Below are 13,445 nucleotides of genomic sequence, written 5' to 3' on the forward strand. Positions count from 1 at the left end.
CGTTCTGTCTGTCTGAGAAATCCTTATGCCCAACCACGAGAACCTGCGAGAGATACAGGCGTCGCTGTCAGTATTGCCGGATAGCCTGCACCAGCGCGTCATTGACTACATTGAACAACTGATCCAATACGAACCCGTCATCGGCATTATGGGGAAGACCGGTGCGGGTAAATCCAGTTTATGTAATGCGCTATTTCAGGGGGACGTGTCCCCAGTCAGTGATAGCCGTGCCTGTACGCGACACGCTCTTACGTTCCGGTTGTCATCGGGGCAACGCAGCATTTTGTTTGTTGATTTACCCGGTGTCGGTGAGAGTGAGGAGCGGGACCGTGACTATGCTGCGCTCTATCAGCACTGGCTACCCCGCGTTGATATTGTGCTCTGGTTGCTCAAGGCCGATGACCGAGCACTCTCCGTTGACCAGCATATCTATCGCACCGTTATCGGTGAGCGCTACCGTGACAAGATACTGTTTGTCCTGAATCAAGTCGATAAACTGGAGCCCAGTCACGAATGGGACCGGGAGTCACAGCAACCCTCATTAAAGCAGTCCGGTAATATCTATGCCCGGCGCGTCGCCGTGCGTTCCACTTTCTTTCCGACCCATCCGGTCTGCGCCGTATCGGTAAAAACCAACTGGGGCATGGCGACGATGGTGGAGACGCTGTTTCAGTGTTTACCGCCAAAGGCCAGTAGTCCGCTGTCAGCCCGCTTACAGCCCGACTGGCGTTCAGTGGCTATTGATAACCGGGCTCGGGATGATTTTGCCCAGTCGGTCGGCGACGTACTTGATAGCGTGATTACGCTACCTGTCGTCCCTGTGCCGCTAAAAATACTTATCGGCGGCCTCAAACAAACGGTGGTGTCACTCGCCCGTTCATTGTGGTCACTGCTGTTCTAGGCAATACCTATGCTTTCCCATCCCGTCCGGCCCTGTCGCTTTTGCGCCAGGGCTTTTATTTATTCTTTTTCTGAGGACATTCCTATGGTTCGGTTAACGTGACTCGTCGTGGTGGCAGAAACCATGCTGGCGACATGCCAGTGATTGAGGAACTTCGTGTTATCACTCTGTAACCACATGGACAGGGTGTGTCCGACCGTTAGCGTTTACCCTCATAGCCTGTTTACCTCAATGGCCCCTCAGGCCGCATCCCACCAGCTTTCTTACTGAAAATAAAAATATTTTTCACAGTGTCCATACCCTGACCACGCCCCTCTTTAAAGTAATCAAAGGACTTTCATTCCGTTAACTGCCTCAGGAGGCTGCACCATGACACAGGCTGACCGCCGATATGACCGGCTGGCCGTCAGGCTGTCATTGATAATCAGCCGATTACTGGCGGGCGAAACACTGAGCGTCAGAAAACTGGCGGCAGAGTTCGGCGTCTCTACTCGTACCTTACGGCGAGATTTCCGTGAACGGCTGATGTATCTCGACCTGGAATACCGCAACGGCCTTTGCCGTTTGCCGGAGCACCATAACCCGGCACGGCATGGGCAGGATGTGCTGATGTTTGTCCGACAGACCGGGATGGGAAACGTGTTTCCCGGTCTGGATAACCGGTTGGTTAACACCCTGCTGGACAGCGGTGAGGACGCACCCTGTCTGGTCTGGCATCCGCCCCAGCGCGGTACGCCGACACTGCCGGGGCATTTTTACCGTCTGACCAGAGCGATTGGCGAGCAGCTACGCGTCACGATTCTGGCCGACGGTCAGCGCTATGACGGATTATCGCCTTACCGGCTTATCTGCCTGTATGGCGAGTGGTATCTGGTGGCCGAGTCGCTGGGGCATCTTCTGGTCCTGCCGCTGCATGAGATTCATGGGGTGACGGTGTCCACCGAATCATTCCCGCGCCGCGATGACATCTGCCACCTGACCACACAATCCGACTTCATCACGGCATTGCCGCATTTTCGCTTTATTCACGACGTACTCACCACCTTCGGCACGTCTCCGACTACATAAATCAGGGACGCGATGCCAACACCAGAGAAAACCAGAAAGACGGATAAAAAAGGACAGTACCCGTAGCGGCACACAGAGGCCGTTACCGGACAGTTCAGTGAAGGACCACTCCAGACGTCACAGGCAGACACCGTTCTACCTGGACGATTTTCATAATGACTTCAACATAAAGGATACGATGATGTTTACCTACCTTCCGGGCAAACGGGGATGGCTGATAATCGGGCTACTGGCAACCTTCTCCGCTCAGGCAGAAACCGAGCTTCCTGCTCAGGTCACCTGGCTTACCTTCAAAAGGCTTGGCTGGACCAACCCTGACGGGCTGAGTGATGACCAGTTAATCCGCATGACCTATAAAGGCAGAACGATTTTTAACTATCCCTGGACTGAGCAGTTTTTTGTCAGAGATGGCTACGGGCCACTGTTTCTGGCGAATAAAAAGGCCAAAACCCTTTCTCGGGTCAATATGAAAACGCGGTCAAAAACATCAGGTGACCTGGAGGTGGTCTATCGTGGTAACAAAACCAGCAACTGTACCTATGAAATTACCGACACAAAGGTCTATTTCAACGCCAATTTTGCCGACGGCAAGCCCGAGCAGCCGACGTTATTGCTGAGCATTCCAGAAAAGTGTATCGACCAGAAAAAGATGGCGGAAATTAAGGCACAGAAACGTGAACAGGAGCAGAAACTGGGTAAATGGCTGGCAGACGGCTTCAACAAAGAGCACCACCGCCGTTACGGCTACTGACCCTGAGACGTGTCCATTCACACAGAGGAACTCGCATGAAACACATTCATTCACTTCTGCTCGCTGGCGCACTGTTGTTGCCGTTATCCGTACAGGCCGTACCGAACCTGTGGAGTACCGACTCCGGTCAGGGTGTCACCGAATATCGGATAGCCAACACCGAGGGCAGCGTCTTTACCGTTAACTGCACCGGCAACCCTGACGAGGACCACACGCTGCAACACAGCGTGGCGGTGTCGCCCGTAGGTGGTAAGGGTGCTGATTCCCATTTTTCCACCGAGGTGTCTATCGTCGTCGTTATCGATGACCAGCAGTACGGTATTCCGTCCTCGTTAGGATGGCGTAATGCCGATAATGCCTGGTTCGCGTTTATTGAGGCGATTGGCAGCACAACGCAGTTCGATGTTTATCTCAATGACCGGCATGTAGGTGCCTGGGAACCCAAGCAGAAAAACGTGCAGAAGGTGCTGGCTGATATCGCGTCGTGCGTCACAACACGCCGGGAATAATCGGGAGAGGTAACCCATGCCCATTATTGCCATCATCGTTATTGTCGTGGTTGTCATTGTCTTAAGTAAAACCGGTATCTCGGACAGCCTTATTGGCCTGGTTATCGCCACCGTTGCAGGGTTGCTCACCGGCAGCGGAACCGCAGGCATTGCCAGCGTGGCGCTGACACCGTTTCTGGGTATCCCGATAGGGCTGTTTATCGGTGTAACCGTATTCGCCAAAGTACTGCGATGGTTTTCCCGACGCTAGTGATAGCGTTAACTACTCAACGTTAGTCCATTCCCGCCCCTGTTGCTCACGCAGCGGGGGCGTTTTATTTATTAAGGAATCAATATCATGTCATCCCTTTTATCTTCCCCACCAATGCCAAGTCGAGAACAGCGCATCATCCAGATGGCACTGTGCCTGCTAGAAAAGCGCGTGCGTAAAAATGCGCGGCAGTTCAAAACCTCGGAAGACACCAAAAGCTGGTTAATGCTGGAGCTCAGTAGCCTGGAGCGCGAGGTCTTTATGGTGCTGTATCTGGATAACCAGCATCGCCTGATAGAAAAGGAAATTATCGCGCTGGGCGGCATCAATAGCACCGAAGTGCATCCGCGTGAAATCCTCAAAGCTTCACTGCGCCATAACGCCGCCGCCGTAATACTGGCACATAACCATCCTTCCGGCTGTGCCGAGCCCAGTCAGGCTGACCGCCATATCACCGACAAGCTGAAGGACTCACTGTCACAACTCGACGTCAGAGTCCTCGATCATCTGGTTGTCGGCGGCGTTGAGGTAGTGTCATTCGCTGAACGCGGCTGGCTGTGATGACCGCATTTACTACCGCGTTTTTATAAGGAAACCATTATGCAATCATCGGATACCCCGGAATGGGGATTAAAATGTGCCGTTACGCCGCGATTCGGAGCCAGGCTGGTGCAGGAAGGTAACCGTCTGCATTATCTGGTAGATCGGGCCAGCTTTATCGGTACTTTTAGCAAGACAGAAGCCCGTAATCTGGAGCGCGTCTTCCCTGAGCTGATTAAGCAGTTGGAACAAAAACTGAGAACGGGTGAGCTAAATCCTCACCAACAAGGTTGCATCACACTGCATTGCAACGAATGGACCTGTGAAGCCGATACGCTGGGCAGTTTTGGCTACGTGTATATTGTTATTTATCCCTCTTCTGCGGCAGCAGAATAACCCGCAGCTTCTCTCCCTCCTTCTGAACATTTTCCCGATTTTATCGACTTAACCTGTAGAGAGTATTCCCATGCAAACAGCACCTGCAATCCCGCCACGGGAGGATAACCCCTGTCCGTCGCCTATAGCCGTCTGGCAACAACTTCTGACCTACCTGTTGGAAAAGCACTACGGCCTCACGCTGAACGATACGCCGCTCTGTGAGGAAAATGTGATTCAGGAGCATATCGATGCTGGCGTCACGTTGGTCAATGCCGTGAATTTTCTGGTGGAAAAATACGAACTGGTGCGTATCGATCGCAACGGCTTTAACTGGCAGGAGCAATCGCCATTTCTCACTGCCGTTGATGTTCTCCGTGCCAGACGCGCTATCGGCTTGCTCAAAGCATAAAGATTGCGAGCCGCTTTCCAGTAATACCAGGCCAAATCTATTTATCTTCTTCCCCAATGCATAATGCGCCAGCCCTCAGCGGTTGGCGCATTTGCTTGTATGTATGGACCATAAATGATGCAAACTGAATCCGAGGTTTTGACCGAACACACCGAGCTGATTTGCTCGACCAATATCGAACGTATCGTTACTGGACGTGATACCGCGTTGCAACAAATAGAACAGCTCCTCAACCAGCTACAGTCGATCTCAACACTCACGGCGACTATCGGTGGCGGCACCGCTGAGGACTGGGCATTAAAACAAGGGCACCGTTACGATTGTTGGCTAACGGAAACACCTGATAAAGCGATGCCTGCTATTACCCGCACGCTGGATCGCAATATCTGGCGTGACCTGATGCTGAAATCCGGCATGCTGTCGCTGATGGATGCTGAAGCACGCAGCCAGTGGCACAAGAATCTGGAAGAGGGTGACCTACCGGCCATCAGCGAAACCAATATTCTCAGTACGTTTGAGCAACTTCATCAGAGCAAGCGGGAGGTATTCGAACGTGGGGTGATCAATGTGTTTAAAGGCTTGTCTTGGGATTACAAAACCAATCACCCTTGTTATTTCGGCAAGAAAATCATCATCAGCAATCTGGTGACGTACAACCGCTGGGGCTTTGGTCTGAACTGGGGTTGGCGACGCGATCAACTGGCCGATCTAGAGCGTATGCTGTATCTGCTGGATGGTAAACAGATCCCCGACAATCGGGGCGATGTCACTATCCGACTGATGGACCATATCCGCGATAATCCGCACAAGCAGGAATACGAGGATGAGTTCTTTAGTGTGCGTTATTTTCAGAAAGGCACCGGTCATCTCACCTTTAAACGCCCCGACCTGATCGAGCAGATGAACGACATAATCGCTAAACACTATCCGGGGATGTTGGCAGCGAGGTGATTGATCCAATAACGCCACACAAGTATATCCCATTGACATATCCCAATAACACTTTATGCTAGAGATAGAGCAAAATTTAGCCAAGGAGATTTCCATGGAAAAAACTACAGTATTTAAAAGCAACCGTAGCCAGGCGGTACGCCTCCCGAAAGCCGTTGCACTGCCCGATGATGTTAAGCAGGTTGATATCGTCGCGATTGGTCGCACACGAATCATCACTCCGGCAGGCGAAAGCTGGGACAGTTGGTTCGAAGAGGATGGCGTAACGCCTGACTTTATGATCACCAGAGAGCAACCCGATGATCAGATCAGGGAAGATTTCTGATGCTGAAATATCTGCTCGATACCAATATCTGTATTTACACCATCAAGAACAAGCCACAGGAAGTCAGGGACGCTTTCTACCGCCATTACGGGCAGTTTGCTATCAGTGCTATCACGCTGATGGAACTGATCTATGGTGCGGAGAAATCGGTAAACCCAGAAAAGAATCTCTCCGTGATTGAAGGTTTTTCTGCTCGTCTGGAAGTGCAAACTTATGGCTTTGACGCTGCCGTACATACCGGGCAAATTCGTGCCGAGCTGGCAAGACAAGGAACACCCATCGGCCCGTATGATGCCATGTTAGCGGGTCACGCGCGATCCGCAGGTTTGATACTGGTAACGAACAATGTGCGTGAATTTGAGCGAGTGCTTGGGCTACGTGTGGAAAACTGGGTCGGTCAATAAGCCGTATTCTGCCCTCCCCCAAAACAGGATATAATCTACCGCCTACTGCGGATAACCCGCAAAAAATCCAGCCAGAAAGGTTTGGGGGCCCATTTGGGGGCCACTAGGTTTTTCGAACTGGTGAAAATCCTTTTATTTCAATATAGATACGCGGCTAATTCGAATCCTGTAGGGACCATTTCGAAGTAAACAGACGTCAATCGACGTCTTTTTTTATGCCTAAAATTCAGTGAATTAGCTATAAATTCGCTGTTTTCAGTCAACCAGACTCTACCGACATCTACGTACATCAAGTAGGATTTGTTGGTATAAGTGATGGTACAAGCCCGTTCAATGAATTCTTATACCCACAGCCAGCGTATGCCGACACCTCAATATAGAGATCGGCTATGCCACTCACCGATGTAAAAGTCAGAAGTGCCAAACCAGAAGACAAGGCTTATAAACTTACCGATGGTGAAGGGATGCATCTGATGGTCCATCCTAATGGTTCAAAATACTGGCGTCTGCAATACCGCTTCGCTGGCAAACAGAAAACTCTGGCGCTTGGGGTATATCCTGAAATTACCCTGTCTGAAGCCCGGCAACGCCGTGATGAAGCCAAACGCCAGATTGCAACCGGTACAGACCCCAGCGAACAGAAGAAGGTGGATAAACAACTACGCCAAACGCTCGTTGATAACACCTTTAAAGCTATCGCATTGGAATGGCGTGAATATAAGCGTCCTTCCCCCACCAAAGGCTACGCACTACCCTCACCTGCTGCCTGATGAACTGCCGGATTTTCTACGCGCTTTATCAATGTATTCGGGGAGTAAGGTCACACAGCAGGCTCATACGGCCCGTTGCGTGCGGTTTAACTACACCGGTATTCTTCACTAGTGCAGTGATGCATAGGAAAAATAACAGGAGCACAAGAATTTATAGCCTTTTGATACTCTTACCGGTATCAATTAACGTCTTCTTAACACTAGCCTTGAGTCGCTTTTTTCTACTACTTTATATCGGCGAAGTTTCGTTAAAGCGCCTACACCGCCTGCTGCGATAGCAATATAGATAGCTGCACTTGTTGCCGAACTACCGAGGATAGCCGCTGCGCCACCTGCAGAGAATGCAGCAGTTGTGCCAGTAGCTGGAGCACTGGTGCCTCCGGTAGCTAATGTTGCCATGGCTGCAACTACCGCAATACCGATGGCTGCAAATGCTATAGCCCATGCAACTTTCCCAGTCGCATGAATTTTCACCGTAGTTTTAGCTAAACTCCCCTCAATAGTGATCGTATCTTGCTCTTCTTTAATAGCTTTACCCAGCTCTTTAGGTGTTGTTATCACATTATCTTTGGTACCAGAAGTGCTCATTGTTCCTCCTGCGTAGACTACGCGTTGTGAGACCCAGTTTAATTAGTCGCCCTCATTTAACAGTAGGCCGGCTGCATTCTTTTAGGATGTTGTTGCCAATTTTTGCTCTACGTAGCGCAGCATGCTCTATGGCCTCCGGGATAACACTACTGATATGACCGCAGCGTCGGTCTTGGTTGCTGAGCGGTTCAGGGCCTATGTATTTTGGCATGAATTTATAATGTCTGGCAGTAGTGACGACCAGAACTTATTTGCTGGAGTAGTCAAATAAAGCTGAGTTGGATAGGTAGGCTGGGGGCTGAAGGAGTCTGACGCTGAGTGTGGCTTAAGTCTTGTGCTCTCTGTATATGCGATTAACAGCATCCGCTTTTGGAGCGAAAGCTGGATTTAATGCATATTTATCACAGGCCAGTTTCTGCATTAATCAATAGCGAGACGCTTGATGGAGACTCATAGCGCTCACTGATTACCAAATTTTTTTTCATAAACATCCAAATGATTTTTAAAGTATTTTCTATAATCATCAGCGGAACTTATTAAGATTGTTACCTCAATAAACGTTTCATCCAGCTCTTCTGAAAAATCTTCTATCGCGATGAATTTATTGGCGATTTCTTCATTTGTCCCTTTAATAAATAGTTTACAGCCAGTTTTAACAACATCTGGCGAATAAAACTGCGTGGGTTTAAGGGCTCCATGCACAAATCCCATAGGGGGATCACCAAACTCTAATTCAGAAACGCCAATAATTTTGTCTTCTTTTCTAATCTCAAACGCCACGTAATTACTCCTGAGTTATTGATTCTTGTTGGCGATAAACCTACTTATAAACCAAGGGCCATCAGGCCTGCTATGAGCGAAAGCAGACGCTTCCGCCCGTTTGGTCATTCAATATATATGAGATACCGACTTAGTCATGGTTATTAAAAAAGTCTCACAAATCAGTAGACGAACCGATCATCAGTATTCCCAGCTAATCCGAGGCTAACATGCCAGTACGCAAACTTTATCGTAAATAGCCTACTGAAGTGACCTCCTCTGTATGAGAAGGCCTTTTTTAACGTCGAAGGAGGAAGTGAAATATTTATTAATTACGGCTGGTTATCTGGTCATACGGCAGTTTTTAAAAAAGATAACTATCAGAAATCCAGTTTCACTATTTGAATAATTTTAGTAACTCGGAGAGAACGCCTACACAAATAATGAAATAAAGTATCGCCCATATAGCCGAAAACCAAGTGAAATTCATCCACTCAATCATTTTCCATGGACTGGAAAAAATCCTGCTCATGATAATACCGGGCTTGCGGATAAAAGGAACGCCTTTCGGCCAGGCTACCCAGAACATAATACAAAGTGCCAGAACAGCCAGTAGCGAGACGAGTGCCATTGAGCCATGTCCGGAGGGAGGGATAGTGATCACGGCGGCAAAAAAAAGCCCGCCGAAAAACAACTGAATGACCGCGAGTGAGAACATAAACTCCATGAAAAGGAAGCAACTAAGCCATCGAGGCTTGCCACTAAATCCCATCATGAGAATATCGCTGAGATACAGATAAAATACGACGATGACGATAGCCGTTATGCTGGCAGCATGATGAATATCCGGTTGCTGGAGTAACGATTTAAATGCCATCCCCCAGAACACTAACAGAAATATTCCCTGCCAACTGAGCGTCAGGCGTGTCTGGCGCAGAAACTCCAGCATCACGGGATTGAGCCGTTCAGCAATCTCGGGATAGTAAGACGTAAGATGTTGAGCCTGGTAAACGAGCGCCTGCAGAAGCCCTGGCGCAAGACGGATCCAGAATGGCACGTGTTTACGATTGCTTTTCAGTAGCCGAACCGCCGTTTTCGCTAGCAGCGTACCATGTGTTTCCTCAGTTGACATCTGCCGCCAGGCGCGATTAACTTCCGTCTCCCGCAAACGCTGCTGGATAGCGTGTTGTATCGGCTCGGGGATGATATGACTGTAATCATATTCATCTATCCCCCACGTCAGTAGTCCAGAGACACGCTCAAGAAGCCCTTCCGTGAGCCCTTGCTCTTCAGATAGCGCCGCAGCTAGATGCTGATGAAATTGCTGCTGCTGAAGCAGACTCCCTTGCGAAGCGATTTTTGTCCATAATCGTTTCATCGCCACGATCCCAACCATCTCAGTGTTGACCAACTGATGTGCCAACGCCTGCATCTCTTCAGGGGTATAGAACGTTTTCGCCAGAGGGAACGCGACCTCGACGACAGGAGGCTGGGATTGGGGGGGAATATCAATGAGTATTGGAGTAGCGCCGCCCCGTACCTGCTGTTTGGCCGAATCAAAGGCTTCGCGTAGTCGCTGATATCCTTCAGGATCTCTGTCAGGGCGATGTGTTTTGAGCTGTTGGGCGTAGGCGCGACGTATTTCTGCTTCATCGTGTGTAGGGGCTATCCCCAGAACTTGCCAGATATTCACGAGGGGAGTTCCTCATCATATTGCCGCAGAAATTGCTCTAACCGCCCACGCATCGTTGCAATACAGCGAACATCCTGACTTTCCAAGGCCTGTTCAAACGCGGTTAATAACTCGTCAATCCACCTGCGCTCCTCGCCGAGTAGATGTTCGTACAAGCGTGAGCAGCGTGCCAGTAGTACCTGGTTTTCCTGGCGAGCCCTAGGGTGCAGCTTGAGGTCAATTAGTTTTTGCAGACTGGCGGCTATTTGCTCTTCGCTCATTTGCCCAGGGATTTTTTCGATAACCAGTCGTGATACCGTTGGGCTGTCTTTGTTGCAGCACTCCACTTCTAACAGTCCATCCAGTGTGTAAGTAAAGCGCACGTCAAGCTCGATTTCACCGGCGGGACGGGGGGGGACCTCAACCTGCATTTCTCCAAGAAACACGTTATCCTGCACCCGACGCCCCTCTCCTTGGTAAATTTTCAGCAGTACCATGGTCTGGTTGTTCTCAACCGTGTTAACTGTCTCCATTTTACTTACCGGTAAAAAGGTATTGCGTTCAATGAGAGGCAGAAAGAATCCGGATTCTATCTGGCCGGCATGACGTTTAGCCACTTCTACACCAAGCGAGAAAGGCATTACATCGGTAAGGATAATGTCTTCTACGGCGCTGTCATTCATCACCATTCCCGCTTGCACGCCAGCCCCCAGCGCTACCGCCTCGTCAGGATTCAGGTCATACCGGGGAAAGCGTCCGAAAAGCCGGGCGACGGTCTGGCGTACCAGGCGCATCCGCGTCGCACCGCCGACCAACAGGATATGATCGAGGTCATACAGGGAGAAGCGTGCATCGTGCAACGCCTGTTGAATGGGACGCTGTAGCCGTGTCAGCAGCGTCTGGCAACAGTCCGTCAGTGCGGTTTCCGTCAGCGTCCAGTGCCATTGGCGGCCATTCCATTCAATGGTGGCCGCCGCATTATCTTCGAGGCTTAACGTCTGCTTCATAGCATCCGCCCTCGCCAGTAATTCAGCTCTGAGCACCGGTGATGACTCTCTAAGTTCAGGGTGCTGGCGTAGCATCCACTGTACGATAGCTTCTGAGAAATCATCCCCACCCAGTTGCACGTCGCCACTGCTGGCACGAACCTCAACCACACCTTCAAACATATCGATTATGGAAACGTCGAAAGTGCCACCACCGAGGTCAAAAGTGAGATATTTTTGTTCGCGGTTTTCAAGCAAACCGAAAGCGAGGGAAGCGGCAGTTGGCTCATTGAGCAAGCGCGCGACCTCTAATCCAGCCAGACGGGCTGCATTTTTGACCGCACGTCGTTGGACATCATTAAAATAGGCAGGGACAGTTATGACCGCTCTTGTCAACGGCTGTCCAAGCCAGGTTTCTGCATCCTGTTTTAACTGGCGCAACAGTAATGCAGACAACTCTTCGGCGCGAAACTGTCGTGTCCCCAACGAAAGAATGACATCAGTTCCCATATAGCGTTTAAAGCTTGCTTGTGTCAGTTGTGGAAAACGTTGCAAGCGGGCACGTGCCGGACGACCAATCAAAATATTGCCTTGCTCATCGAGCCCGACGACTGACGGAGTGAGTACTTCACCCCACTGATTTGGGATCAAAACAGATTTACCGTTCTGCCAGAGACTCACCGCGCTGTTGGTTGTCCCAAGATCAATTCCCATAACGTGCATGGTTGCCACTGTTATTCCTTAGATCGTGAAGTCAGATAATAAATACCGCGTCCATGTATACTTTAGGGCTATGATTGATGCGTCTGTTTATTCTGCCTCTTCTTACTTAGGCATGGATAATTGCCTCACGAACTAGCGACGATTCGAATTCTGTTACTACAAAGCGCATCCAAGAGCGACAGCAAACACGTCTTTGAGCTTGCCCCCTCTCTGCGGATAATATCAAATCACTCGATGCTGAAATAGACTCAGATTTGAGGACATCACTTAGTCCACGGTTCTTAAGATACTCTTTGGTAGGGGCTATATGTTTTCGCTGTATCCGCACGCATGAGATTGTGAACTGAGAGCGCCGCCCGATGATCCAAAGCCGCTCTGCGGGGGAAGGTATTATGACTCATGTTCGCAGGACATAAGCCTAAGGGGCTCATCGCCCCTTAGTTATGCATTTTATCGCTCAAAGTCGTTATTTCCCTGAGCAAGTAATATAACCCGTCAGATTGTTTTTATCACAGCTCGCGTAATATTCTGGTTTGCTGTTGTATTGCTTAATTGTCTCACCGGTACATTCTCCGTCCTTTAACCCATCAATAACCTTGATATTAGAATCACGTTCCACCGCATCCTTGTAGGCCTTAATAACGCCTGCGCTACGCGATATCGACGCCCCAGCATCAATAGCATCGCGAGCTCCGCACACCCCTACAGCTTGATCATGGAGATCCATCTCGGTAAAGGGCTGTGTTGCCGTTGCGGCGTATGTGAATCCCGAAAACACTAACATCAGCAACAATGATTTTTTCATAATTCAATTCCTTGTTATTAAGAGGCTTTAGCTGAAAGCTAATGGTCGAAGGGGAAAACGCCCCAACTTAAGGCTGTGGTGGAATTAGTATCCTATTTCGTCTTTGCACTAACGCAATGGAGCTCTGACTTACGGCTCATAATTAGTAAACCTAACGTGTCATAACTATCAGCGTAAGCCCCCCAGGTAAACCGAGCCAAATGCTCTGATTTACTTAGGGGTCGGTGAGGTACAACACACCATTACCCATACTGACATCGTATTTATAGTGTAAGGGCCCGCATGAAAAAAGGAAAACATCCCACGTTAAACTTATTTTTTAAGCAGCCAGAAGTTAACAGGCGGCGTTGAGCGAGGAGCCAACCTTAATGTTTCACACCCATAGACTAATTCGTAATCGTTTGAATCACTTTAACAGAAGCCGTATTCCCAGAAAGACCATAACTCCCCCGCTAAATTTATCTATGAACTTACGGTATTTAATATAAGCCTGATGCGGCCCGTCCGTTGACAATACGCATGCTACAACTGCATACCATAATACATCGATAGCAAAAGCCATTGAGGGCAGGATAAATATACATAGCAGGGTGAATGTTTTTGCTAAGCGCTGCGGAAAAAATACTGGCAAATACCAGAGCTGTATGGGGATTACT

17 protein-coding genes and 1 pseudogene are annotated in these 13,445 nt (G+C 49.5%); 12 read left to right on the top strand and 6 right to left on the bottom strand.

All coding sequences use genetic code 11. The annotated features are described in order from the left end of the window. Positions 1-25 precede the first annotated feature (25 nt). The 12 genes and pseudogenes from A8F97_RS11940 to A8F97_RS11995 form a co-directional block, all read left to right on the top strand. Positions 26-901, top strand: a complete 876-nt coding sequence (locus tag A8F97_RS11940) for a GTPase family protein (protein ID WP_033071077.1) — start codon at positions 26-28, stop codon at positions 899-901. A gap of 369 nt (positions 902-1,270) precedes the next feature. Next, entirely contained in the window at positions 1,271-1,969 is a 699-nt protein-coding gene (locus A8F97_RS11945; protein WP_033071076.1) for a DeoR family transcriptional regulator, read from the top strand. A 178-nt stretch (positions 1,970-2,147) separates the two neighbouring features. Further along, positions 2,148-2,720 carry a hypothetical protein gene (locus tag A8F97_RS11950; RefSeq protein WP_227001548.1) on the top strand — a complete coding sequence of 191 codons (573 nt, stop codon included), beginning with the start codon at positions 2,148-2,150 and terminating at the stop codon, positions 2,718-2,720. Between the two features lie 35 nt (positions 2,721-2,755). Beyond that, positions 2,756-3,229, top strand: a complete 474-nt coding sequence (locus A8F97_RS11955) for a hypothetical protein (RefSeq protein WP_033071074.1) — start codon at positions 2,756-2,758, stop codon at positions 3,227-3,229. A 16-nt stretch (positions 3,230-3,245) separates the two neighbouring features. After that, on the top strand, positions 3,246-3,479 hold the full coding sequence (locus A8F97_RS11960) for a membrane protein (RefSeq protein WP_033071073.1): 234 nt from the start codon (positions 3,246-3,248) through the stop codon (positions 3,477-3,479). 87 nt (positions 3,480-3,566) lie between these two features. Beyond that, positions 3,567-4,040, top strand: a complete 474-nt coding sequence (gene radC, locus A8F97_RS11965; protein WP_033071072.1) for a RadC family protein — start codon at positions 3,567-3,569, stop codon at positions 4,038-4,040. Between the two features lie 39 nt (positions 4,041-4,079). Further along, the gene (locus tag A8F97_RS11970) at positions 4,080-4,415 is read left to right on the top strand and encodes a type IV toxin-antitoxin system YeeU family antitoxin (protein WP_033071071.1); all 336 of its coding nucleotides are present in this window, start codon (positions 4,080-4,082) and stop codon (positions 4,413-4,415) included. A 70-nt stretch (positions 4,416-4,485) separates the two neighbouring features. Continuing rightward, complete coding sequence (locus A8F97_RS11975) at positions 4,486-4,806, top strand: TA system toxin CbtA family protein (RefSeq protein WP_033071070.1); 321 nt, start codon at positions 4,486-4,488, stop codon at positions 4,804-4,806. 117 nt (positions 4,807-4,923) lie between these two features. Next, positions 4,924-5,757 (top strand): DUF4942 domain-containing protein, encoded by an 834-nt coding sequence (locus tag A8F97_RS11980; protein WP_033071967.1) that lies wholly within the window; start codon positions 4,924-4,926, stop codon positions 5,755-5,757. A 94-nt stretch (positions 5,758-5,851) separates the two neighbouring features. Further along, the gene (gene vapB / locus A8F97_RS11985) at positions 5,852-6,082 is read left to right on the top strand and encodes a type II toxin-antitoxin system VapB family antitoxin (protein WP_012765080.1); all 231 of its coding nucleotides are present in this window, start codon (positions 5,852-5,854) and stop codon (positions 6,080-6,082) included. Beyond that, the gene (gene vapC / locus A8F97_RS11990; protein WP_033071069.1) at positions 6,082-6,486 is read left to right on the top strand and encodes a type II toxin-antitoxin system tRNA(fMet)-specific endonuclease VapC; all 405 of its coding nucleotides are present in this window, start codon (positions 6,082-6,084) and stop codon (positions 6,484-6,486) included. The genes vapB and vapC overlap by 1 nt, the downstream gene beginning before the upstream one ends. Before the next feature lie 389 nt (positions 6,487-6,875). After that, a pseudogene (locus A8F97_RS11995) lies at positions 6,876-7,235 on the top strand (Arm DNA-binding domain-containing protein); the annotation flags it as partial. Positions 7,236-7,439: 204 nt separating this feature from the next. Here A8F97_RS11995 and A8F97_RS12000 read toward each other — a convergent pair. The 6 genes from A8F97_RS12000 to A8F97_RS25155 form a co-directional block, all read right to left on the bottom strand. Continuing rightward, complete coding sequence (locus tag A8F97_RS12000) at positions 7,440-7,844, bottom strand: hypothetical protein (RefSeq protein ID WP_050512634.1); 405 nt, start codon at positions 7,842-7,844, stop codon at positions 7,440-7,442. A gap of 459 nt (positions 7,845-8,303) precedes the next feature. Next, on the bottom strand, positions 8,304-8,624 hold the full coding sequence (locus A8F97_RS12005; protein WP_033071068.1) for a hypothetical protein: 321 nt from the start codon (positions 8,622-8,624) through the stop codon (positions 8,304-8,306). Positions 8,625-9,000: 376 nt separating this feature from the next. Beyond that, positions 9,001-10,296, bottom strand: a complete 1,296-nt coding sequence (locus A8F97_RS12010) for a J domain-containing protein (protein WP_033071067.1) — start codon at positions 10,294-10,296, stop codon at positions 9,001-9,003. Beyond that, positions 10,293-11,984, bottom strand: a complete 1,692-nt coding sequence (locus A8F97_RS12015; protein ID WP_033071965.1) for an Hsp70 family protein — start codon at positions 11,982-11,984, stop codon at positions 10,293-10,295. The genes A8F97_RS12010 and A8F97_RS12015 overlap by 4 nt, the downstream gene beginning before the upstream one ends. Positions 11,985-12,450: 466 nt before the next feature. Beyond that, the gene (locus tag A8F97_RS12020; RefSeq protein ID WP_025919186.1) at positions 12,451-12,789 is read right to left on the bottom strand and encodes a hypothetical protein; all 339 of its coding nucleotides are present in this window, start codon (positions 12,787-12,789) and stop codon (positions 12,451-12,453) included. Positions 12,790-13,195: 406 nt separating this feature from the next. Continuing rightward, on the bottom strand, positions 13,196-13,420 hold the full coding sequence (locus A8F97_RS25155) for a LysE family transporter (protein WP_157985451.1): 225 nt from the start codon (positions 13,418-13,420) through the stop codon (positions 13,196-13,198). Positions 13,421-13,445 lie beyond the last annotated feature (25 nt).

The sequence above is a fragment of the Pectobacterium parmentieri genome, from assembly GCF_001742145.1.
Lineage (GTDB): Bacteria > Pseudomonadota > Gammaproteobacteria > Enterobacterales > Enterobacteriaceae > Pectobacterium > Pectobacterium parmentieri.

Bases quoted from the DNA above. Each gene is read 5' to 3' on its own strand.
- A8F97_RS12015 (WP_033071965.1), bottom strand. From the start codon at position 11,984: ATGCACGTTATGGGAATTGATCTTGGGACAACCAACAGCGCGGTGAGT.
- A8F97_RS11970 (WP_033071071.1), top strand. From the start codon at position 4,080: ATGCAATCATCGGATACCCCGGAATGGGGATTAAAATGTGCCGTTACG.
- A8F97_RS11940 (WP_033071077.1), top strand. From the start codon at position 26: ATGCCCAACCACGAGAACCTGCGAGAGATACAGGCGTCGCTGTCAGTA.
- radC (WP_033071072.1), top strand. From the start codon at position 3,567: ATGTCATCCCTTTTATCTTCCCCACCAATGCCAAGTCGAGAACAGCGC.
- A8F97_RS11955 (WP_033071074.1), top strand. From the start codon at position 2,756: ATGAAACACATTCATTCACTTCTGCTCGCTGGCGCACTGTTGTTGCCG.
- A8F97_RS11960 (WP_033071073.1), top strand. From the start codon at position 3,246: ATGCCCATTATTGCCATCATCGTTATTGTCGTGGTTGTCATTGTCTTA.
- A8F97_RS11975 (WP_033071070.1), top strand. From the start codon at position 4,486: ATGCAAACAGCACCTGCAATCCCGCCACGGGAGGATAACCCCTGTCCG.
- A8F97_RS11980 (WP_033071967.1), top strand. From the start codon at position 4,924: ATGCAAACTGAATCCGAGGTTTTGACCGAACACACCGAGCTGATTTGC.
- A8F97_RS11950 (WP_227001548.1), top strand. From the start codon at position 2,148: ATGATGTTTACCTACCTTCCGGGCAAACGGGGATGGCTGATAATCGGG.
- vapB (WP_012765080.1), top strand. From the start codon at position 5,852: ATGGAAAAAACTACAGTATTTAAAAGCAACCGTAGCCAGGCGGTACGC.
- vapC (WP_033071069.1), top strand. From the start codon at position 6,082: ATGCTGAAATATCTGCTCGATACCAATATCTGTATTTACACCATCAAG.
- A8F97_RS12020 (WP_025919186.1), bottom strand. From the start codon at position 12,789: ATGAAAAAATCATTGTTGCTGATGTTAGTGTTTTCGGGATTCACATAC.
- A8F97_RS11945 (WP_033071076.1), top strand. From the start codon at position 1,271: ATGACACAGGCTGACCGCCGATATGACCGGCTGGCCGTCAGGCTGTCA.
- A8F97_RS12000 (WP_050512634.1), bottom strand. From the start codon at position 7,844: ATGAGCACTTCTGGTACCAAAGATAATGTGATAACAACACCTAAAGAG.